Below are 21,881 nucleotides of genomic sequence, written 5' to 3'. Positions count from 1 at the left end.
TTTTATTTAATAGGAAATTTCGCCTTGGCGGCGAAACCTTGAATTAAAAGGCCCGGCAAGACCGGGCCACGCAAAGCGGAGGTATATTGGCTATAAATTACCAATCTACCTCGTCAAAGAATTCGTCATCTTCGTGCATAAAGTAATCCATGTCGAGAAGGTCTTCATCGTCCATCTCGCGGATTTCGTTCGCCGACATGCCTTCCGGCGGATTTTGGATGTATTTCTCTCTAAGCTTTGCTATTAGTTCTTTACTAGCCATGGCTGTTCCTCCTGTAGCATGATTTTATCATGCACAGGAATACGAGGGAACACTGCCGATTTTTGAAGATGGAGCTCTGCTCTTGGGACGGCATTTTCCCATTGCTTTTTCATATAGGGCTTCGAGAGAAACACGTTTGTGGTTAAAGTGCAATTCAAGAAATTTCATGGTTCTGGTGCACTTGGGACAACTCAATGGATCATATCCGAATGCTGACAGGATACCTGAACGCCATTGAAGGAATGATTTAAAGAATGGTTTTTTAGATGGATGAATCAGCTGGTAAAGCTTTTTGTCTGATTCTCTATGACGGCCATACACACCATAGTAACGTATCATTTTAAAGTCTTTTTCGGGTATGTGCTGGATAAGACGTTTGATGAATTCCATGGAAGGTATGGTCTCGGTGACAAGGACTTCGTCCTCATGTCTGTTGTAGTGGAAAGTGACAGTATCATGCTCTTTATCATAAGAGTCAATCCTTGAGAGGCCGATTACTGGACGACCAAGGTAGCGACCTATATATTTAGCCACTGTGTGCCTGTCAGCAAGGGTGGGTTTTGCGTAGATATAGAAACCATCTTTTTGATTTTTGTATGAGAGGGCTTTTTCTTTTTTGAACAATGCTTTCTTCTTGGGATCAGTAATACGGGCTTCCATTAGATTAAGCAGAGCTGTTTGAAAAGCATGGCGTAAGTAGTGGTAATTAAAGTGATTGACTCTGCGCCAAAAACCAGTGTCGCCTACACCACCTTCAGATATGAGGCAGTGGATATGAGGATTCCATTCTAAAGGACGACCAAATGTATGAAGAACCAGAATGTAACCAGGTGTGAAGCTCTGACTCTTGTTGATTTTGTAGAACATACGGTTAATAACACTGCTGACAGCTTCGAAAAGACAGTTAAGAAGGTCGCGGTCTTCGAGAAAGTAATGTCGTAATTCTTTTGATATGGTGAATACGCAGTGTCTGTGCTGGCAGTTTATGAGCTTGAAGGACATAGCCTGAGCACGTTTCTGTGAATACATGGCACCACATGTAGGACAGAATCTTGAATGACAACGAAAGGGAATGAATTTGAGAGTACCACAATCAGGGCAGCCGTACATGGCGCCGCCATAGGCAGGATCTCCGCAATTGAGCATCTTATCGATGTTTTCAATTTCAGTTTTGCGGGGGTGAAGAGTATATTGAATTTCTTCGTAATGATCGCGGAACAGATTTTGTAGTATGTTTCGTTTCATAAAAATCATTATGAATGAGTTGAGGCAAAAAACAACCCCCACCCCTCATGATTGAGGGGCAGGGGAGCTGAAGTGCCGCAGGCACTTTTTTATGGGAATATCTATTTTATATAATGATCGGATTGTCTGTAATCAATCCCTTTGATATAATCGGAATCTGAGGGGATTACTGCTTATATGCAGAATGTCATAAAGATAAAGGCTTTAAAGGGATAACATTTATTTGACTGACAGATGAATAGACATACACAAACAGACAGGAGGAAATATAAAAAAATGGCATTATCTAATTATGTAGAATCAATGATCGACGAAAAGGATTGGTATATAACCAATTTGTCCAATGTGGCAGCCTGCCTATGGCAGCAACTCCCGGATGTAAGCTGGGTAGGATTTTATCTCATGGCAGATAAGGACATTCCTATTGGCAGCGGTGCCAGTGCAGAAGCTCAGGCTAAAATCATCAACCCTAATGCAGTTAACACAGAGCTTATCCTTGGACCCTTCCAGGGGAAGGTAGCTTGTACACATATTGCCCTTGGAAAAGGAGTGTGTGGAGTTTCAGCATCTGAAGATAAAACACTAATTGTCCCTGATGTCTCAAAGTTTGCTGGTTATATAGCTTGTGACAGCGACGCTAAATCTGAAATTGTTATCCCGCTTAGAAATGGTGAAGGCAAGGTTATCGGCGTCCTCGATATAGATAGCAATACCATGGGACGTTTTAATGAACCTAATGATGAGAGTGCAGACCTTGAGAGATGCGCTGAGCTTATAGCAAGGGTGTTACCTTGCTGAGCTTTTTGTTTCCTCTATGAGTAGACAGAAAATCGGGTAGTAGGGGTATATATTTATTACTTTGCGAGATTTAGACCACTACGCTAAGACCTATCAATTTCAAGTGCCTTTGCACGCAGAAATTGATGCTTAGGGCTTAGCGGAGTTCTCGGTCTAACACGAGCAAATAATAAATATATACCCCAGCTACCCAATTTTCGTCCTATTATAGGAATAACAAAACCCCTTGGCAGAGGCGAACTGCCAAGGGGTTTTTATAATGGAATGGGTTTAATAAACTAGTAAAACTTCCGCGGGGGTTAACCTTTTACCGCACCCTCGATCATACCTTCCATGATCTGCTTCTGAGCGATGAGGAAGAGGATGACCATAGGCAGGATTGCAAGAAGTGCAGCTGCCAGGATCAGGTTCCACTGCTTAACGTATGAACCTACGAAAGCCTGAACCGCAACGGGAAGAGTCTTTACGGGACCATTCTGACCAAGCATCATTGAAGGAAGAAGGTAATCGTTCCAGATCCACATTCCGTTAAGAATTGTTACTGTTGTAATAACGGGTGAGAGAAGAGGGAAGATTACTTTGAAGAATACCTGCTCAGGTGAGCATCCGTCAATTGATGCAGCTTCTTCAAGATCAAAAGGAATTCCCTTAATAAATCCAACAAGGATGAATACTGTCATAGCACCACCGAAACCGAGGTATGCAAATACGATACCGGGTACGGACTTGAGCATCGGGATACCAACGAACTTTCCGACATCTCTGAATGTAGAGATAAGAGGAAGCATAACTACCTGGAAAGGAATGATCATTGATGCGATGAATGTAAAGTAAATGATGTTTGACCAAACTGTCTTGTTACGGCAGATAACCCATGCTGCCATGGAACCAAGTACTGCAAGAAGTACAAGTGACAGAATAGTGATGAGTGCTGAATAACCAAATGTCTGCCAGAAAGTAAAGCTCTTGTTGTTAATAACATCATTCATGTTCTTTGTAAACTGTCCGAAAGATACACCGTTGAATCCGATAGGATTTGAAGTGATATCTGCTGACTGCTTAAATGAGTTTACACAAACAAGGAAGAAGGGAAACAGAACATATGCAGCGATAATAATTGCGATTACAAGTCTTATAACAACACTTGATGTTTTCTCTTTTGTATGCATTATAATTCAACCTCCTTCTTATTAGATATACGAACCTGTAAAATTGATACACATGCAAGAATTATGAAGAACAGTACGGCCTTCGCCTCACCAAATGCGTATTCGTTCTTGATAACTGCTGTGTTGTAGATGTTAAGAGCGAGCATCTCAGTACCGTTTGTGAGGTAGTTATCAAGGATATCTACTGATCCGGTACCATTTGTGAGAGCAAGGTTAACATCGAACTGCTTAAATGCACTTGTAAGTGTAAGGAATGTGCAAATTGTGATGGTAGGAGCGATCATCGGAATCTTTATCTCGAAAAGAGTCTGAAGAGGCTTAGCACCATCGATGGCAGATGCCTCAAGTACGTCGCCGGGGATAGTATTAAGACCGGTGATGTAGATGAGCATTATATAACCTGCATACTGCCAGATATATACGATAATAATAGCAAGGAATGCTGTTTTTGTATCCGCAAGCATAGAGTACTGGGTATGTAAGAGCTCTGTAACTACATTACTGAAAATGAAGTTCCAAATATAACCAAGTACGATACCTCCGATAAGGTTCGGAAGGAAATAAGCGGCTCTGAAGAAGCCAAGTCCCTTTATTCTGGATGTGCACAGAAGTGCAAGCAGGAAAGCTACCAGATTAACAAGGATCATATTAAATACAACGAAAAGGAATGTGATGAATATTGACCACAGGAAACTTGCCTGAGTGAACATTCTTGTGTAGTTGGCAAATCCAACTGCATTCTTAACTCTGATTCCATCCCAGTCTGTAAAGGAATATCCAATACCAAGAACGAGAGGAATAATTACTGTTACCGCAAAAGCAAACAGAAGCGGGAACAGGAAAATGATATTGATGATAGTACGGTGGTGTTTGATTGTCGGATAGAAATATAAGCCGGCAATGATGCCTACAGCTCCAAGCACCAGTGTAGCTCCGCGATATGATACACCTGAACCCATGATATCCATCGCCAAAGACCATATAACAAGTGCAACACCGGCAATCAGGAATAGGATTGACATAACTTGCTTACTAGCAGATGGTGTTTTCATAACTTAATCTCCTTTAATTGAAGAAGCCTTTTGCTTTTGCCTCAAATGATCTGAAAATAGAAACTCTTAAAATTAGTGAAAAACTGGAATTAGTGAAAAACTGGGGCAGAGCATCTAGCCCTGCCCCGGTCAAGTTATTATTAGTTGTTGTAGTAACCAGCAATAACCTTAGAAATCTTGTCTGTGAACTCAGCAGCGTCCTTAATTGTGCCCTTAGCATAGTCAGCGAATACCTGACATGTCTCGTTCTGAAGACCATCCTTCTTAAGCATTGTGTGCCATCCGCTGTAGTTACCAGCATCGATGTAGCTCTTCATGCTCTTGTAGAAAGGATTTGTAGCCTCATACTGGCAATCATCGAAAGGAGATACAAGACCAGCCTTGTTTACAAGGATATCCTGTGCAGAATCGCCTGCGCACCAGTTGAAGAATGCCTTAGCAGCATCTACGTTGCCGTCCTTGTATGCTACCCAGTATGACGGAGGTCCAGCAATGATTGTGTTGATGCCATCCTCGAATGCGTAAGGAGCGAAACCAACTTCGAAGCTTACATCCTCGGGAGATGTTACACACCAGTTACCCTGTGTGATGAATGCATACTTACCTTCCTTGAATCCGGCAACCTGGTTATCATATGTACCATCTACAAGAAGGTTAGGATCTGAATACTGGTTCATCATGCCAATGAACTCAGCAAACTTGTTCATTCTGTCCTCATCAATCTTACCACCGTCATTAAGCATGTCGATGTAAGTTGTGTCGTCAGCCTTAAGACCAGCGTCAAGGTACTGACCAAATACGTGTGTTCCTGAAGACCATCCAAGGTTTGCAGGCTCAGCGCACCAACCAAATACAGCTGTGATGCCAAGCTCATCCTTCTTGGAATCAAGTGTCTCACAAGCCTCTGCCCAAGCAGCGGGAGATGTGAGAGAAGCAGGATCAACACCTGCAGCCTTAAGTACGTCAGCGTTATAACCAAGAGCAGTAGCTTCTACTGTATAAGGGAAGCCGATTGTGCCCATGTTTGCGTCAACGAGCTCGAATCCTGTCTTATCTGTCCACTCTTCACCAGCGAGATCAGCAAGCATGCCATCCCATGTTGCAGCCTGGTTAGCTTCGATAACGAAGATGTCAGGCATGTTGTCAGCCTGGTACATTTTCTTAAGCTCATCACCGGCACTTGTGTCACCACCGATTGTCTCGATAGAAACTTCGTTACCAGTCTCAGACTTGTAAAGCTCAGCGAGCTCTAAAAGCTGATCGTTGATCTCAGGCTTACCATTAAGAAGACGAATAGCACCTGCAGCAGCTGTTGTATCAGCAGACTCCTCAGTAGCTGTCTCCTCTGTAGCCTCCTCAGTGGATGTTTCTTCTGTAGCTGTCTCTGTAGAAGCCTCTGCAGTAGAATCAGCTGTGTCAGCAGCGGGTGTGTTGTTAGAACCACCACAAGCTGTCATGCTAAGAACCATTGTTCCAGCAAGAAGAATAGATAATACTTTCTTTTTCATGTTACCCTCCTTATTGTGCACTTTGCTAATCAGTATATGTGATTAGCGGTTACTTTTGCGCATAAGTTTTATGCTGAAATAAAAATACCACGCCAACAGGGAAAATACAAGTATAAATTTCGAAAAAATTGCTGAAAAATCTATACCTTACGCGTGAAAGTAGACTATTACTGGCTTTGTGCAAAACAATCAAAAGTATTAAAGTTTTATAAAAAAGAGCAATGTGCATGATAGCACATTGCTCAAACGTTTTAGAGTATTGCATGGAAACTATTGTGTAATTTGTATACTTAAACCCTAGCTCTTACCGTATCTCGAATGATAAGCTCTGTTGGAAGCTGTATCTGCTTGGGAGTTTTTTCACCTCGAATTCTCTGAAGCAGAGTGTTGGTGGCAACTATACCCTTGTCCTTGACGTTCTGATGAACAGTAGTAAGAGCGGGGCGGTGAAGCTGACCAAGTAATGTATCATCGAAACCGGCAATGGAGATGTCGTCGGGGATACTGAATCCGCGATCCTCAAGAGCACACATCAGCTGGACTGCGTAAAGGTCGGATACACACATGACCGCATCGAATTCTTCTGCGCGGTGGCAGATTTCTTCAAGAGAAGCTTCGATTTCATCTGTGCGGGGTCTTATCTGAAGAAACCAGTCTTCTTCATAATGAATGCCATTTCCCTCAAGGGCATATTTATATCCGGAAAATCTCTCGTAGTCGACGCCCTTCATATTATCAGATAGGAATGCTATTTTTTGATGACCCTGTTTGATCATGTAATTAACCATGTTGAAGCAGCCCTGTCTGTCATTCAGTCCTACATTTATGAAATGCTTTAACCCTTCTATACTATAAGTATCTATACATACGATGGGCTTTTTATACTTTTCACTGACACGGATTCCGTCATTGTCGATCATACCGAAAAGCAGAAGACCGTCTACATTCCAGGTGGAAACGTGACGCATGATCTCGTCGGTGTCACTTGAAATGTACAACATCATAAAGTAGCCGGCGTTTCTGATTGATTCCTCTATACCACCTATAAGTTCGGATACAAAGGGATCCATTAGAAGATTCTCGTATTTGTCAGCTCTCGCCTTAAGTGCAACACCTATGATCTTGGACTCATTCTGTGCAAGATTTCTGGCATTGATATTAGGAACGTAGTCAACTTTTTTCAGATAATCTTCAACTATTTTAATTGTAGCCGGAGATACCTCTCCCGTTTTTCCATGAATAACATTGGAAACAGTAGTTGTACTCAGATTTAATTGGGTTGCAATTTCTTTTATCGTTATCATAAAAAGTCCATTAACTAAAAAAATTAACTTTACAAAAGTTCAAAAATGATTATAGTGTTAAAATATCACAGCGAAATTGCGCTGTCAAAAACTAAAAAATGCACATAATATAAGTAACTTTTGCGTTAAAGTTGTAACCAGGCAATTTTTAATCAAATTTATTTGAAAGGAACCACATAATGAATTCAACTTACAACAAAATCAATCCTATGAATGCAATAACAGCAGACATGGTTCAGACACTTGCACAGAAGGATATCCAGATTCCTTCCGATATACCTCATGGTGATATGCCGGGAGACAAGATCGAGATTGGCGACAGCCATATCGCCAAGGCAAAGACAATCTTCCCTAAGTTACTTGAGGAGCTTTCAAAGGTTACAGCTTCTAACCCTTACGGAAGAGCAGTAATTACAGTTTGCGGAGGATCAGGCGTAGGAAAGTCTGAGATCGCATCACTTCTTTCTTATATGCTTGAGCAGTCAGGCATCGGAAGCTACACAATGTCAGGTGATAACTATCCTCATCGTATTCCTATGTACAACGATGCTGAGAGACTTCACACATTCAGACAGTGCGGTATCAGAGGCATGGTTGACGGCGGAGCCATGAACGCTGAGAACTACAAGATCGTTAAGGGATTCCAGGAGCAGAACGATGATGCTAATGCTGAGCATGTAAAAGAGTATCCCTGGTTTGATTCTTATCTCAGTGCAGGTAAGAAGGGACTTGATGCTTACCTTGGAACTCCTAACGAGACAGATTTTGCAGAGGTTGATTCCATCCTTGCAGCATTCAAGAGCGGAGCTGACAAGCTTTGGCTTAAGAGAATGGGTAGAGATGAGACAACTCTCTGGTACGACGAAGTAGATATGACTAATAAGCAGGTTCTTATCATTGAGTGGACTCATGGTAACACAGACTGCATGAAGGAAGTTGATATTCCGATTCTTCTTAACAGCACACCTCAGGAGACTCTTGAGCACAGAAGAAGCCGTGCCCGCGATGGTAAGGTAGACAGTCCTTTCACAATGATGGTTCTTGAGCTCGAGCAGAATAAGCTCGTTGCACAGGCTCACAAGGCTAAGATCATCGTAAGCAAACAGGGCGAGATCATAAGCTATGACGATTTTAAGAAGTTAATGGGAATTTAAAAGGAGTAAAAATGAGTAAATTTGTAGATAACGGACCTATGCTCAATGCATACCCCGACAGTTGTGGCGGTACACTTGGTGATATCGTTACCATGCTTGAAAAGGAAGAGTTTAAGGATACTTTCAGTTCATTCTATATTCTTCCCAGCATATATAACACTGACCTTGACAGAGGATTTTCCGTAATTGATTACGGTATTAATAAGGAACTTGGTTCCAAGGAGGATCTCGACAGACTTCGTGCACTTGGAATTGACCTTAAGCTTGATTTTATTCTTAATCATGCTTCAGTTTTATCACCTCAGTTCCAGGATCTTCTGAAAAATGGTGAGAAATCAAAGTATGCTGACTTTTTCATTAACTGGAACAAATTCTGGGATGGTTGTGGCGAGATGACTGAGGAAGGCTATATCCAGCCTGATCAGAAGTATATTAAGGATATGTTTTTCAGAAAGCCCGGACTTCCTATCCTGATGGTTCGTATGCCTGACGGAAAGGAGATTCCGTACTGGAACACTTTCTATCAGGAAGTACAGTACAGAAGACCCGATGCACAGGATATTATCCAGGCTGTAGAGGATTATAAAGAGAAAAACGTCAGCACTTCTGCTTCTGAAAATGAGCAGGGCGGCGGAAGAATGCAGTACATGACTGCAGAGAGAATCGCTAAGAGTGTCTGCGAGGGACTTAATGAGGGAAAGAAACCGGAAGAAATCGAATTTGGGAAATATGAAGAATATAAGGAGGCTGTTTTAGAGTTTCTTGCAAACGGAAGAAAGTATCTTGGTCAGATGGATCTTAACATCAAGTCTGATCTCGTTTGGGAACACTATGAGAATACTCTTAAAACACTTTCAGGTTACGGAGCTGCGATCGTAAGACTTGATGCATTTGCTTATGCTCCCAAGGAACCCGGAAAGAAGAACTTCTTAAACGAGCCCGATACATGGGATGTACTCGAGAAGGTTAAGGGAATTGCCGATAAGAACAATCTTCGCCTTCTTCCTGAGATTCATGACAGCTACGGCGCAGGAATCTATGAGAAGGTTGCAGACAAGGGCTACATGACCTATGACTTCTTCCTTCCCGGACTTCTCATCTATGCTATGGAGAAGAATAGCGGAGATGTACTTGTTCGTTGGGCTAAGGAGCTTACAGATAAAAATATCAGAGTTGTTAACATGCTTGGTTGTCACGATGGTATTCCGGTTCTTGATCTTAAGGGATTCATTCCGGATGATGAGATCGAGAAGCTTATCGAGGTAGTAGTCGGAAGAGGTGGTCTTGTAAAGAACCTCCACGGCCAGAAGAATATGTACTACCAGGTTAACTCTACATATTACAGTGCGCTCGGTGCTGATGATAAGAAGATGCTCTTCGCAAGAGCTGTTCAGATGTTCATGCCCGGTAAGCCTCAGGTTTGGTATCTTGACCTCTTTGCAGGTAAGAACGACTACGAGGCAGTTGAGAGAGCAGGCGCAGGTGGACATAAGGAAATCAACCGCACCAACCTTACAAACGAGGCTGTTGCAGAGATGATGAAGAAGCCTGTTGTAGAGAAGCAGCTTGAGCTTTTAAGACTCAGAAACACAAATCCTGCCTTCGGATTTGATTCAAAGCTCACTCTTGAGCAGGACGGGTCCGTGACAAAGTTTATCTGGGAAAAGGACGGAAACAGAGTAGCTCTTAAGGCAGACTTTGCTACTTATGACTATGAAATAGAGGCTTGATAGTATAACTTCATTATAAAAACATAGTTGTAATAAAAAAGTTATATACTGCCAAAAAAGGTTATAGATTACTAAAAAAAATAATATTCAGCTTTTAAAAAATTAACCGCTAATTTATAGACTGGTTATTTTCACCCCAATAATATTTATTAGTGTTCGGTACAATACTCCTAGTAAATATGATGTTCTCAAAGGAGCAAGTAATGGTATGAGCTTTCCCTTTGAGAAGGATTGGGGGTAACACATGAGAAATTTTAAGAGCAGACAGCTAAAATCAGCATTTGTGCTTCTATTTGCCATGCTGATTTTTTCTATTTCATGTCCTTGCGTAGGTGTTACAGCCTATGCGGAGGAGGACCAGGACATCAGAGTGGTGTTCGAGGATGATGATGAAATAGACGACGATGATGAAGACGACGAAGACGACGGCGAAGATGAGGATGATGCTGATGATGAAGATGATGGCGATGGCGCTGATACCAAGGATGATAACGCCGACCAGGGAAAACAGCCGGAACCCTCAAATAATAGCAATACTACTAATAATAGTAAGAAGTCTTCAAAGTCTACAAGTCGCAAGACCCATCGAAAGGTTACAGTAGAGGCTTCAAGTAAGGCTACTACTTATTATGATAAGGTTGTGCCCGGTGATGATATCAGAATCACTGTAAAGATCAGAGGGCATAAGGTAAAGAGTAAGAAACTGAAATTTTCCTCAAGTAAGAAATCTGTGGCTTCCGTATCAAAGGATGGCGTTATCACAGCCAATAAGAAAGGCACAGCCAAAATTAAAATAAGAAGTAAGACAAATAAGAAAGATAAGTGCACCATGATAGTTACTGTTGCTGATAGCTCAGTAAGGACACTTTTCATAGGTGATTCCAGAAGCGTTGATATCTTCTCGGGATCAGAATCTTCAATTCTTGGTGAAGTGCACGATGACATTGTTGTATGTGCCATGAACAGTGCGAAAATATTCTTCATGAAGGATGTTCTGAAAAACAGTGACTTAAGCGACTATGACACGATCATAACCTGGATGGGTGCAAATGATTATGGTGCGTTCAATCCTTATAAGAAGAATTACTCCAAGCTTGTTTCATCAGGCAAAAAGCTTGTGCTATGCACAGTCGGTGCATCCGGGGATCAATACATGCCACCTCAGGATCTAGCGTATTTTGGAAACGGAGTAATAAACAGCTTCAATTCCCAGCTCAAGAAATGGGCCAAGAAGAAAAAGGTTGATACAATACCTCTGTTTGAATATGTTCAGAAAAATGTGCACGTAGATTCAAAGGATGGAGTGCACTATTCGCCAAAGCCCAACAAGAATATATGGAATTACATTTTAGATAATATAAGTTGATCTTTTATATTTTTCTTTCCAGTGCCCAATAGGTGCATTTACTTATTTTCTAATATGTAGTATATTATCAGTTGGTTATTTAGAAAATTATTGTTATGGATATGGGTTCCTTAGTGGTGCGCATATCCATAACCTTGTAACACAGAATGGAGAACAAACATGGTAAAAGCAGTAGTTGGAGCAAACTGGGGAGACGAGGGAAAAGGTAAGATCACAGACATGATGGCTGATCAGGCCGATGTGGTTGTACGTTTTCAGGGAGGCGCGAACGCAGGACATACCATTGTTAATAAATATGGCAAGTTTGCATTACATACACTCCCTTCAGGAGTATTTCATCAAAACATTACTAATATAATCGGTAACGGTGTTGCACTTAACATTCCTGTTCTTATAGGAGAGCTTAAGACAGTAACAGATCAGAACGTTCCTACACCGAACCTTCTTATTTCAGATCGTTGCCAGATCGTAATGCCTTATCACATCCTTTTCGATCAGTATGAAGAGGAGAGACTTGGCGGTAAGTCATTTGGTTCAACAAAGTCAGGTATCGCACCTTTCTATTCAGATAAATATGCTAAGATCGGTTTCCAGGTTAATGAGCTCTTTGATGAGGAGCTTCTTAAGGAAAAGGTAGAGAGAGTTCTTGTTACAAAGAACATCCTTCTTAAGGAACTTTATCACAAGCCTGAGATTGATCCTACAGAGCTTCTTGAGACTCTTCACGAGTGGAGAGATATGGTTAAGCCTTATGTGGCTGATACAGCTCTTTTCCTTGAAAAGGCTAATAAGGAAGGTAAGACAATCCTCCTTGAGGGTCAGCTTGGAACAATGAAGGATCCCGATCACGGAATTTATCCTATGGTTACATCATCATCTACACTTGCTGCTTATGGCGCAATCGGTGCAGGTATCGCACCTTACGAGATCAAGCAGATCGTAGTTGTTAACAAGGCTTATTCATCAGCAGTTGGAGCAGGTGCTTTCACATCCGAGATCTTCGGTGAGGAGGCTGACGAGCTCAGAAGACGCGGTGGCGATGGCGGTGAGTACGGTGCTACAACAGGTCGTCCTCGTCGTATGGGATGGTACGACTGCGTAGCAAGTAAATATGGCTGCAGACTTCAGGGTGCAACAGATGTTGCTTTCACAGTACTTGATGTTCTTGGATACCTTGAAGAGATTCCGGTATGTGTAGGTTATGAGATCAACGGAGAGGTTACTAAGGACTTCCCTGTTACACATCTCCTTGAGAAGGCTAAGCCTGTATACGAGACACTTCCCGGATGGAATTGCGATATCCGCGGAATTAAGAAGTACGAGGATCTTCCCGAGAACTGCCGCAAGTATATCGAGTTCATCGAGAAGGAGATTGGATACCCGATCACAATGGTATCTAACGGACCTGCTAGAGAAGATATTATTTATCGCGAGAGCGCTCTTAGCAAATAAGATGATTTTTACCGGGCTGTCACAGTTAGTGTTGGCAGCCCGTTTTACGGTTTTAAGGAGAAATTATGAAAAATAGCGAAACACCGATGTTTAAGAGAGTAATTGCTATAGCAGGCATTATCTTACTTGTTGGTATATATGTAGTTCTTCTTTTTGAGGCTATATTCGGCGAGATGGGCCCTGGAAGTGCTTTTGCAGGTTGTGCGGCTGCTACGATTGCAATACCGATTTTACTGTGGCTTATTCTGTGGGTATATACCGCGCTTACAGGCAACAGAACAGTAGCATCAGCAGATCCCTATGGTAAGAATGACGTCCCTGCAAAGGACAGCAGTGACGCAGAGTAAGAGGCTTAGTTATGGCAATAAGTACAGTAATTTTTGATATAGGTAATGTCCTTGTGGACTTTTGCTGGGAGGATTTCCTTAGAGATAAGGGCTTCGATGAAGAGATGGTTCAGAGAATCGGAGATGCCAGCACCAGAACAGAGGCGTGGAATGAATTCGACAGAGGTGTTCTTGATTCCAAGGGAATCGTGGATGGCTTTGTGAAAAACGATCCTTCTATAGAAAAAGAGCTCCGAATGGCTTTTTCAGATCTCACAGGACTTCTTAGAAAAAGAGAACGCACAATGCCCTGGATCAAGGCATTGAAGAAGGCAGGCTACAAAGTGCTTGTTCTTTCAAACTTTTCAAAGCAGGCACTTGAACCTAATAAGTTTATGAATGAATTCCTTGATGAGGTAGACGGCGGAATTCTGAGCTATAAATATAAGATCATTAAGCCGGACCGCGCTATATTCGAGCTTATTACCGATAAATACGACCTTGTTCCGGAACAGTGCGTGTTCATTGACGATACTGTGAGGAACATTACAGCCGCTAAGAAATTCGGAATGAACGGTATAGTATATAACTCCTATGAGCAGGTTGAATCAGAGCTTCAGGCCCTGGGAGTAAATTATTGAAAAAATATTGTTGACACACCAATAGCTGTGTGATATATTTTGCTAGTATGAAAATAAAGCAGAGGTTTCCACTCTCACCCTGTGGCGAAGGCTCCAGGCGTTAATAAATTTTCGATGTTTATCCTTTCAGGATTTTATCTGCGAATTTGGATGCAGAGCATAGATGATTGTTAAGTGGATTCTTTTGCGAATCCACTTTTTTTGTTTCGTGAATTGGAGGTACAAAACAATTAGCAACAACGATTTATTCATCAATGAACAGATCAGAGACAAAGAGGTTCGTGTAATTGGAGTTGATAACGAACAGCTTGGGGTAATGTCCATTCAGGATGCCAGAAAGCTTGCAGATGAGGCAGGTGTTGATCTGGTGAAGATCGCTCCCAATGCTAAGCCGCCTGTTTGCCGCATCGTTGATTACGGCAAGTTTAAGTATGAGCAGCTTCGCAAGGAGAAGGAAGCACGTAAGAAGCAGAAGACTGTTGAAATAAAAGAAATCCGTTTGTCACCCAACATTGATACAAACGATCTTAACACCAAGGTTAATGCAGCAAAGAAGTTCCTTGAGAAAGGTAACCGTGTAAAGGTTACTCTGAGATTCAGAGGACGTGAGATGGCACACATGGGTGCAAGCGTTCACATTCTTACAGATTTCGCTGAGGCACTCAGTGATATAGCTGTTATTGATAAGCAGCCCAAGGTTGAGGGACGTAGTATGACAATGTTCCTTACTGAGAAGAAGTAATTGATTGTTTCTCTTCAATAACCCTTAGGAGAGTTACATATAAAGTAATTGTTCAGAATCGTTTCTATGGATGATTACACTGCTTAAATTAGCAGAGAATTTTAATAATTTACAGCATAGGAGGATTTAGTTATGCAGCACAAGATGAAAACAAACAGATCTGCTGCCAAGCGTTTCAAGGTAACAGGCACAGGTAAGCTGATCCGTAACAAGGCGTACAAGCGTCACATTCTTACAAAGAAGTCTACAAAGAGAAAGAGAAATCTTAGACAGGCAGCAGTAGTTGATGCTACTAATGTAAAGACAATGAAGAAGATTCTGCCTTACGTTTAATCTTAAGAGCAGTACCATTTGAAAAAATATTTAGGAGGAAACCGAAATGGCAAGAATTAAAGGTGGCATGAACGCCAAGAAGAAGCATAAAAGAGTTTTAAAGCTCGCTAAGGGCTATAGAGGCGCTAGATCAAAGCAGTATAGAGTTGCTAAGCAGTCAGTTATGAGAGCACTTACATCAGCATTCGCTGGTCGTAAGCAGAAGAAGAGAGATATGAGATCTCTTTGGATTACACGTATCAACGCTGCAGCTCGTCTTAACGGTATGTCTTATTCAAACCTTATGCACGGTCTTAAGCTTGCAGAGGTTGAGATTAACCGCAAGATGCTTGCTGAGATGGCTGTAAATGATCCTGAAGGCTTCAAGACTCTTACAGAGATCGCTAAGCAGAAGATTGCATAACATAAACCTGACTATTGCAAAGGCTTTATAAATTGTATCTTATGGCAAGATAATTATTAAGTCGCACTATCACAAGATAGGGCGACTTTTTAATATTCTAATCTAAAATGTGTGTCTGTAATTTCAATAATTTCCCGTTTTGAAATTCTTATTATAAGAGGATAAAGTTTATAAACAAGGATAAACTCTTGCTTAAAAAACTATGTAAACCCTTGTTTTTTGCATAATTTCTATGTAAAGTACATCATAGAGGGAGAATGAGTACGAGTAATACTTCCGATGTCAGGCATCAATTCGCCCATAAAATCATATATAAATGAAAACTTGAAAAATACTTTTAAATAATGATATTCGCTATTGATTTTTTGAATCATATAATGTATCATAAATTTAGGTACAGATGTGAAATATAGTTTCAAATATGATAGCCTGCTACTTACGAAGGTGGCCTTACATCTGTAATTACATATGGTAAAGATTCAGGGCAAAACTATCGTGAGGTAGTGACGCAAAGCTACAGGGTCTGTTTTTTGAGCAGATAGCCAGCTGCCTGTACTATTTGGAACAGGTATTAGTTGATAATGCTTGTGATAAATATTTGTGCAGATGAATTTGTTAAAGCCCTGTTTGCATTGTTCAAACAGGGCTTTTTTATAGGAATTTCAGGGATGAGATTCTTGTGGGAAGGTTTTATAGAGCAATGCCGAGACATGTGGGAAAAGAGAAATTAAATGAATACCTGAAGAAGCACGAATTTCTAAAGCGCTGGCTTTCTATTATGCTTGTGCTTTCGCTTCTTGTGGGAACAGGAACACTCTACGCCATGAACAGAGGTGCATCAGCAGTCTCAGAAGAAGGTGCTGAGGAAGTCGGAATGGTTCTGGAGGACTATTCAGATGAGGGCTCTGATGGTGGTGATGATGGAGTTGTTTTTGCAGACTCTGAAGATGAAGAGGAAGAGTCTTATGACGACAGCAGCGAGGAATCAGAAGAAAGCTACGAAGATGAATCAGGATCAGAAGAGACTGAGGAAGCTGTAGAACCTGAAGAAAGCTCTGAGGATACAGAAAATACCGAGGAGAGCACAGAGGAGAATTCTGAGGAAACTGAGAACACAGAAAATCCTGAAAATGAGGAGAATGCTGAAAACCCTGATAATCAGGAAAATACAGAAGAAGTAGCTACCGAGGAAACAGCGGAGAATCCTGAGACAGAAGAACCTACAGAGGAAAAAGAGGATGAGATTACAAAGGATATCATTCTGAAAATTTCTTACGTTGATGATGAAGGCAATGTTCTTACTGATAATGATGGCAATGCCTATGCAGATGAAGAAGAGATAGTATTAGACGAAAGCGTTGAGCTTCCTGAGGATGCAGCAGAGCTTGAGGGCTTCGAGTTTAAGAAAGCTACCTATGATGACCTTGAGATCAAGAAGGTCGATGTGAAGAAATACACAGCCTCTGATGAGACTGAGTATACATATTATGAATTTGTTTCTGATGATATGCCTTCCTACGAAGACTACGAGCAGGATGAAGAGGGCAAGTATATCAGCAGAATCAAGGAAGATACCAGCCTTGTTTTCGTATATGAGAAGACCAAGACAGAGGAAGAGGAGTCCGAGGAAGAGAAGAAGGCTGAAAATACAGAAGAAGGTAAGATCGCAGAGCAGGATATCCCTGAGTCAGTCGATCTTGCAGATTATGTAACCGAGACTGTAATCGAAAGATTAAAAGAGGATGGAACCTGGGAAGCAATAACAGAGGCTGACATCAAAGAGGGTGATCATCTCCGTATTACAGTTAAGTACAGCATGCCTCAGGAAGCGGCACTTAGTGATGATATTCACATGAGCGTACCTGAGCAGTATGGAAATGTTATTACATCACAGTCTGACCTTGATGATGGAAACGGTACTGTAGAAGCTACCGAGGATAACCAGATAAAGGTTAACTACAGTGATGAATATAAGAAGGAGAAAATCGCCAGCGAGTCCGAAAACGATGCAAAGGATGGCTCTTCTGAGGATGCTGGTAACACCGATGGCTCATCTGAAAGTAATGAAGAGGATAAGACTTCAGAGTCCACAGATGACAATGCAAAACTGAAAAAAAGCGGGAGTCTTACTTCCGCTTTGCTTTCATTTGTATCACCCGTGATGGATTTTTTTGACGGCTTCACAATCGTTGCCCATGCAGCAGGGCAGGATTATGGCAATGCAACTGGGACTCTTACTTATGAGACCATAGTTGATTCAACTAATGACGGTGGCATGAAGATTACTGGAGTATCAGTTAAAAAGAACCCTGATATTCACTGGAATTCAGATGGAACAAAATCCTACACTGGCGGAACTGAGATACAGAGTGGCGCACAGGTAAATCAGGGCGAAGGCCTTATCTTCAGACTTGAGTATATCCTTAAGATAGGAACTGTAAGTAAGGAGAAACCTTCAGTTACTTATGCCCTTTCAAATCATGGTATAACTGTAGACCAGGCAGCTAGCGGTTCTGTTTACAACGGTAATAACGAAGAGGTTGGTACCTTTACAATCGATGAAAGCGGACTTATTACAATAACCTTCCATGATGAGTTTGCAGATAAAAATAAGACAAATGTAATTGATGACAGCTATTTCTTCTTCTATGCCACTGCAAAGGGCGATGAGGGCAAGGAAAAGACAACCAGGATATACGAGTTTGGAAATGACGTCACATTTACAATAGAAATTTTAAATGTTAAATCTCCGGATTTGACACTTAATAAGAAGATACTGGAGGACTATTCGCGGGCATCCGGAAAAATTAAATATCAGATAACTCTTAGCACCGAGAACGGCTCAGGCACAGAGATTCTGTTTAAAGACTGGCTGGAAGTATATAACAACTGGTCAAATAACAATAACTTTTTGCAGGATCTGACTAATACTGCAAATGCAGGTGCTACCGGAGATTTTAACTTTATTAAAAAGTACAGCGACGGAAGAACTGAAGATGCAAGGCAGTATATGTCGCTAAACAGTGAAAATTACGTGGTTCTTCAAAAGCTTGAGGCGGGAGAATCCTATGTTGCCACATATACACTTAATGTTCCGGACGTAATAGCAAAGTCCACTACACCGCTCAGATTAAAGAACTACGCGGAAGCTACCTTCAACGGATCAAATAAGAGAGAGGCAGCGGTTTATTCTGACTTTTATGGTGACGTACCTACGATTAAGAAGAGCGGAAAGGCTGATAAAAATAAAGGTGAGGTAACCTGGAACATAACCATAAATGAAGGACATGTTAATCTAAAGGGCTACAACTTATCTGACCTTATATACAAATTTGAAGATAGTGGCTGGACACAGGTGACTACTCCTTATATCGGAGAGCTTGCCGTAAAGAGCGTAGAAAAGGGAAGTGCTGAAAACTACGGACCATTAGCCAAGGGAAGCACAATAACACTTGGTGAAAACGGATATACCTTTACTCAGGATGATTATTGCAAATATGAATTTACTTACACTTATAAGTATTCTGAAAATGAAATTATCTATGGAAACCTGAAAAATCAAGCACGTATTAGCATTCAGGGCTCACAGAGCGGTAATACTGCTGAAGCTTATGTTTGGATTGGAACTATCGATCCTGCAAGTAAAACAGCTGAGGGTGTGAGCATAAACGCAGATGGAAGCGCAAAGGTATCCTGGAAGGTTACACTTAACGCTCCTATCCGCAGGAATGAAGGAACAAACAACCAGGAGTACTGGAGATTCTATGAGATGCTCACGGATTCTGACGAGGTATTCACATCGTCAGATATAGAGAACCTAAAGAGTGCGATCAGAAGCGTTTATAGCGGAAGATTTGAGGTATCAGCTTTAGATAGTAAAAAAGCCGGAACTATAAGCGGAACCAGAACTCTTGAAATAAAGTTCTACGATGACATAACTGAGACAGTATCATTTACATTCAGCACGACCGGTGATATCGGAGACGGAAAAGGTTCAGTTTTATTCAAAAACAGAGCGGCTGTATATAACAAGGATGTCTATGCAAGAACAGCGCAGCAGTCCTTCGAGCCTTTTGTTAGAAAGTATGACGGAAAAAATATTGAGAAAGAGTCCGAGGCCGAATACTACACTGAAGACTGCTACAAGCAGGGAATACTTACCTGGATAATCGAGGCGAATATACCGGCAAATAATGAATTGGGAACACTGTATGTAATTGACACATTGCCTTCAGGTGTCTCCTTAATTGAGAACGGAACATATAGCGGTAAATTCCTGTATGGAGTTGAAGTCTCTGAAAACAACAGCTTCAGCGGAGCCAGCGGATTTGATGGCGGACAGGCAAGCCTTAACGGAGTAAGTTTTTCACAATCCGGTGACTCTGGCAATATAGTGATCAGCTTCGATGGCAAGGCAGCCGGTGGAAAGAAACTATATTTCAGAGTACATGCGAAAATAGCAAATGATTATGACTTTGCATCCGTAGGCACCGCATCCTTTACTAATAACGTTGTGGTTAGCAAGGATGACAGTGGAAGTGAGAAGCTTGGAGAGGCTTCCCAGACACAGAAGGTAACAAAGACAGAGTATGCGATGACCAAGAAGAGTCAGCTTGCATCGGGAAGTATTAATACAATTGAGTATGTTCTTGATGTCAACCCGGGCGCAGCAGATCTTCTTCAGGGTGGCGACACACTTACATTAACTGATGTGCTTGAATCAAAGTGCCTAAAGGATTACACGATCTACCTGGTTCCTGATTCGGCTGTCGCTTATGAAGTGACCACTGATGAAAATGGCGTTGAAACAGAAACACCGCTTTCACAGTCAGAGTACTCATATAGTCTTAGCAGTTATGAATCTGAGGCTTCCTACTATGGAGGAAAAGAGAAAGGTAAGTTTGTATACAGCACAATAGTATTCAAGATACCTGATGGAAAGCACCTGAAAATAAAGTACAGATATACCTTTACAGGAGAAACAAATTCCAATGTTGAGCTTTCTAATGACGCGAAGCTTGAGGGAATATCCTTGGAGCACGATTCAGCAAGCAACAGCACAACGGTTACAATTCAGGATGCCGGAGCAAGGGCTAATGTAAGAGGTATTAACCTTTATAAGGTGGATGCTGATAACAGCGGAATAATGCTTCAGGGAGCGATTTTCTCACTCAGCTATTATGATGGTACACAATGGGTAGAGCAGAAAAATGAGAAATCCGCTGATGGAACATATACGACGGACTCCAATGGACTAGTGGCGATAGCACCTCTTGTCTACAACGTTGGATACAAGCTTGTGGAGAAAACGGCGCCTCAGGGCTATGCGAAGGATGAAACACCTATCTGTTTCTACATACCTTCTGCAGATACAGAGAATTACAAGCTTAAGCTGCCTGATAACTTCTTTACAGAGCTTGGAGGAAGTGAGTTTACCGCAGGCCAGCCTGTATATGCTCCCAATAAAAAGAATTCAACTTCATTTACAGTCAAGAAGGATTGGGTAAATGCTGATGATGTTACAAAGCCATCAGCCATTTCAATAAGGATTGGGAGAAGACTTGGAAATGTTGTCAACGGAAAGTCGGATTCCTCAGGGCTTGGAAATTACTACACAGTAAACATTGACAGGAGAAATCCGAATAACCAGATACTTGAATATGTGGGATTCCCGTCTGTAAAGGATGGCTCACAGTTGACATTCACCTTTGCTACACATGGGAATGATCTTACTAAGATCATAATCAATGGTGAAGAGCATACATATGCTGATGAAGTTAATTCGAATTCAATAACCAGGTTGACTAAGACCATTACGATTTCGGGAAATACTACTATACAGATATTGAACGGATGGCAGACCTGTGACAAACCAATGGCCAATGTTTCAGCTTCAGTTGCTTCATCCGATGCAGGGCTTGATACATCAAACAGTACAAAGGGAGCCACCGGAGCTACAGTCGGAGCAGAGGATATCGGTTTTAAAAAAGAAACAACAATAACTGCGGTTGACGACTGGAAGGTTACATTGAACGGACTTGACAGATTCTATAAAGATGATACAACCGGCATTACATACGAGTGGCTATATTATGTTTCTGAGGTTGCAAACCTATATTACACGGCTAGCTATTCCGACAACAATTCGCCTGGAATAACCTCCGGAACAATAACAATTACCAATACAAGAAATGATGTACCGGCATATGCTTTACCTTCTACTGGAGGAAGCGGAAGAATACCTTTCACAATAGGCGGACTTGTTCTTGTAACACTAGCTCTTGTGGGTGAGGAGTATTTCAGGAGGAAACGAAGAAAGCGAAAATAAGATCAGTTTATAAAAATTATAAGGTACATAAACTATCCTGGGAAACTCAGTAAAAATCAGTTTCCCAG

Annotated in this window: 17 protein-coding genes and 1 riboswitch; of the genes, 11 read left to right on the top strand and 6 right to left on the bottom strand. The window is 41.5% G+C overall.

Annotation, left to right across the window (positions count from 1 at the left end; genetic code table 11):
* Positions 1-97: 97 nt before the first annotated feature.
* Together G601_RS26555 and G601_RS23990 are read right to left on the bottom strand one after the other, a co-directional pair.
* On the bottom strand, positions 98-262 hold the full coding sequence (locus G601_RS26555) for a hypothetical protein (RefSeq protein ID WP_170832732.1): 165 nt from the start codon (positions 260-262) through the stop codon (positions 98-100).
* A 27-nt stretch (positions 263-289) separates the two neighbouring features.
* Positions 290-1,507 (bottom strand): IS91 family transposase, encoded by a 1,218-nt coding sequence (locus G601_RS23990; RefSeq protein ID WP_081673487.1) that lies wholly within the window; start codon positions 1,505-1,507, stop codon positions 290-292.
* A gap of 276 nt (positions 1,508-1,783) precedes the next feature.
* Between G601_RS23990 and G601_RS0117630 the strand changes: the two genes are divergently transcribed.
* Positions 1,784-2,305: a GAF domain-containing protein gene (locus G601_RS0117630; RefSeq protein ID WP_035790872.1), complete on the top strand. Its 522-nt coding sequence runs from the start codon at positions 1,784-1,786 to the stop codon at positions 2,303-2,305.
* 299 nt (positions 2,306-2,604) lie between these two features.
* On the opposite strand, the gene G601_RS0117625 is transcribed toward G601_RS0117630, so the two are convergent.
* The 4 genes from G601_RS0117625 to G601_RS0117610 form a co-directional block, all read right to left on the bottom strand.
* A complete protein-coding gene (locus G601_RS0117625) occupies positions 2,605-3,474 on the bottom strand; it encodes a carbohydrate ABC transporter permease (protein ID WP_026491024.1) in 870 nt (289 codons plus the stop codon).
* Positions 3,474-4,526 carry a carbohydrate ABC transporter permease gene (locus G601_RS0117620; protein ID WP_026491023.1) on the bottom strand — a complete coding sequence of 351 codons (1,053 nt, stop codon included), beginning with the start codon at positions 4,524-4,526 and terminating at the stop codon, positions 3,474-3,476. The genes G601_RS0117625 and G601_RS0117620 overlap by 1 nt, the downstream gene beginning before the upstream one ends.
* Positions 4,527-4,666: 140 nt before the next feature.
* Positions 4,667-6,034 carry an ABC transporter substrate-binding protein gene (locus tag G601_RS0117615; RefSeq protein WP_026491022.1) on the bottom strand — a complete coding sequence of 456 codons (1,368 nt, stop codon included), beginning with the start codon at positions 6,032-6,034 and terminating at the stop codon, positions 4,667-4,669.
* Positions 6,035-6,324: 290 nt separating this feature from the next.
* Entirely contained in the window at positions 6,325-7,338 is a 1,014-nt protein-coding gene (locus G601_RS0117610) for a LacI family DNA-binding transcriptional regulator (RefSeq protein ID WP_026491021.1), read from the bottom strand.
* A gap of 179 nt (positions 7,339-7,517) precedes the next feature.
* Here G601_RS0117610 and G601_RS0117605 point away from each other — a divergent pair, with 179 nt between their 5' ends.
* The 10 genes from G601_RS0117605 to G601_RS23975 all read left to right on the top strand — a co-directional run bounded on the left by G601_RS0117605 (position 7,518) and on the right by G601_RS23975 (position 21,813).
* Positions 7,518-8,492: a hypothetical protein gene (locus G601_RS0117605; protein ID WP_330368869.1), complete on the top strand. Its 975-nt coding sequence runs from the start codon at positions 7,518-7,520 to the stop codon at positions 8,490-8,492.
* 11 nt (positions 8,493-8,503) lie between these two features.
* Positions 8,504-10,222 carry an alpha-amylase family glycosyl hydrolase gene (locus G601_RS0117600; RefSeq protein ID WP_026666105.1) on the top strand — a complete coding sequence of 573 codons (1,719 nt, stop codon included), beginning with the start codon at positions 8,504-8,506 and terminating at the stop codon, positions 10,220-10,222.
* A 244-nt stretch (positions 10,223-10,466) separates the two neighbouring features.
* Complete coding sequence (locus G601_RS25405) at positions 10,467-11,588, top strand: Ig-like domain-containing protein (protein WP_051205997.1); 1,122 nt, start codon at positions 10,467-10,469, stop codon at positions 11,586-11,588.
* Between the two features lie 159 nt (positions 11,589-11,747).
* Positions 11,748-13,040, top strand: a complete 1,293-nt coding sequence (locus G601_RS0117590) for an adenylosuccinate synthase (protein ID WP_026666104.1) — start codon at positions 11,748-11,750, stop codon at positions 13,038-13,040.
* Positions 13,041-13,105: 65 nt separating this feature from the next.
* On the top strand, positions 13,106-13,387 hold the full coding sequence (locus G601_RS23980; RefSeq protein WP_035785348.1) for a hypothetical protein: 282 nt from the start codon (positions 13,106-13,108) through the stop codon (positions 13,385-13,387).
* Positions 13,388-13,398: 11 nt separating this feature from the next.
* Positions 13,399-14,007, top strand: a complete 609-nt coding sequence (locus tag G601_RS0117580; RefSeq protein WP_026491017.1) for an HAD family hydrolase — start codon at positions 13,399-13,401, stop codon at positions 14,005-14,007.
* A 208-nt stretch (positions 14,008-14,215) separates the two neighbouring features.
* Entirely contained in the window at positions 14,216-14,749 is a 534-nt protein-coding gene (gene infC / locus G601_RS0117575; RefSeq protein WP_330368868.1) for a translation initiation factor IF-3, read from the top strand.
* A 132-nt stretch (positions 14,750-14,881) separates the two neighbouring features.
* Positions 14,882-15,082, top strand: a complete 201-nt coding sequence (gene rpmI, locus G601_RS0117570; RefSeq protein WP_022760514.1) for a 50S ribosomal protein L35 — start codon at positions 14,882-14,884, stop codon at positions 15,080-15,082.
* A 46-nt stretch (positions 15,083-15,128) separates the two neighbouring features.
* Positions 15,129-15,485 carry a 50S ribosomal protein L20 gene (rplT, locus tag G601_RS0117565; RefSeq protein WP_022760515.1) on the top strand — a complete coding sequence of 119 codons (357 nt, stop codon included), beginning with the start codon at positions 15,129-15,131 and terminating at the stop codon, positions 15,483-15,485.
* Positions 15,486-15,958: 473 nt separating this feature from the next.
* A riboswitch (cyclic di-GMP riboswitch) is annotated at positions 15,959-16,039 on the top strand.
* Between the two features lie 125 nt (positions 16,040-16,164).
* A complete protein-coding gene (locus G601_RS23975) occupies positions 16,165-21,813 on the top strand; it encodes a SpaA isopeptide-forming pilin-related protein (protein WP_155834560.1) in 5,649 nt (1,882 codons plus the stop codon).
* Positions 21,814-21,881: the final 68 nt, after the last annotated feature.

This window comes from Butyrivibrio sp. FC2001, from assembly GCF_000424125.1.
In the GTDB taxonomy this organism is placed as follows: domain Bacteria; phylum Bacillota; class Clostridia; order Lachnospirales; family Lachnospiraceae; genus Butyrivibrio.
The sequence above is the reverse complement of the archived record's forward strand: the minus strand, read 5'-3'. Positions and strand labels throughout refer to the sequence as shown.

Coding starts and splice junctions, on each gene's coding strand:
- G601_RS26555 (WP_170832732.1), bottom strand. CDS start 262: ATGGCTAGTAAAGAACTAATAGCAAAGCTTAGAGAGAAATACATCCAA.
- G601_RS23990 (WP_081673487.1), bottom strand. CDS start 1,507: ATGAAACGAAACATACTACAAAATCTGTTCCGCGATCATTACGAAGAA.
- G601_RS0117630 (WP_035790872.1), top strand. CDS start 1,784: ATGGCATTATCTAATTATGTAGAATCAATGATCGACGAAAAGGATTGG.
- G601_RS0117625 (WP_026491024.1), bottom strand. CDS start 3,474: ATGCATACAAAAGAGAAAACATCAAGTGTTGTTATAAGACTTGTAATC.
- G601_RS0117620 (WP_026491023.1), bottom strand. CDS start 4,526: ATGAAAACACCATCTGCTAGTAAGCAAGTTATGTCAATCCTATTCCTG.
- G601_RS0117615 (WP_026491022.1), bottom strand. CDS start 6,034: ATGAAAAAGAAAGTATTATCTATTCTTCTTGCTGGAACAATGGTTCTT.
- G601_RS0117610 (WP_026491021.1), bottom strand. CDS start 7,338: ATGATAACGATAAAAGAAATTGCAACCCAATTAAATCTGAGTACAACT.
- G601_RS0117605 (WP_330368869.1), top strand. CDS start 7,518: ATGAATTCAACTTACAACAAAATCAATCCTATGAATGCAATAACAGCA.
- G601_RS0117600 (WP_026666105.1), top strand. CDS start 8,504: ATGAGTAAATTTGTAGATAACGGACCTATGCTCAATGCATACCCCGAC.
- G601_RS25405 (WP_051205997.1), top strand. CDS start 10,467: ATGAGAAATTTTAAGAGCAGACAGCTAAAATCAGCATTTGTGCTTCTA.
- G601_RS0117590 (WP_026666104.1), top strand. CDS start 11,748: ATGGTAAAAGCAGTAGTTGGAGCAAACTGGGGAGACGAGGGAAAAGGT.
- G601_RS23980 (WP_035785348.1), top strand. CDS start 13,106: ATGAAAAATAGCGAAACACCGATGTTTAAGAGAGTAATTGCTATAGCA.
- G601_RS0117580 (WP_026491017.1), top strand. CDS start 13,399: ATGGCAATAAGTACAGTAATTTTTGATATAGGTAATGTCCTTGTGGAC.
- rpmI (WP_022760514.1), top strand. CDS start 14,882: ATGCAGCACAAGATGAAAACAAACAGATCTGCTGCCAAGCGTTTCAAG.
- rplT (WP_022760515.1), top strand. CDS start 15,129: ATGGCAAGAATTAAAGGTGGCATGAACGCCAAGAAGAAGCATAAAAGA.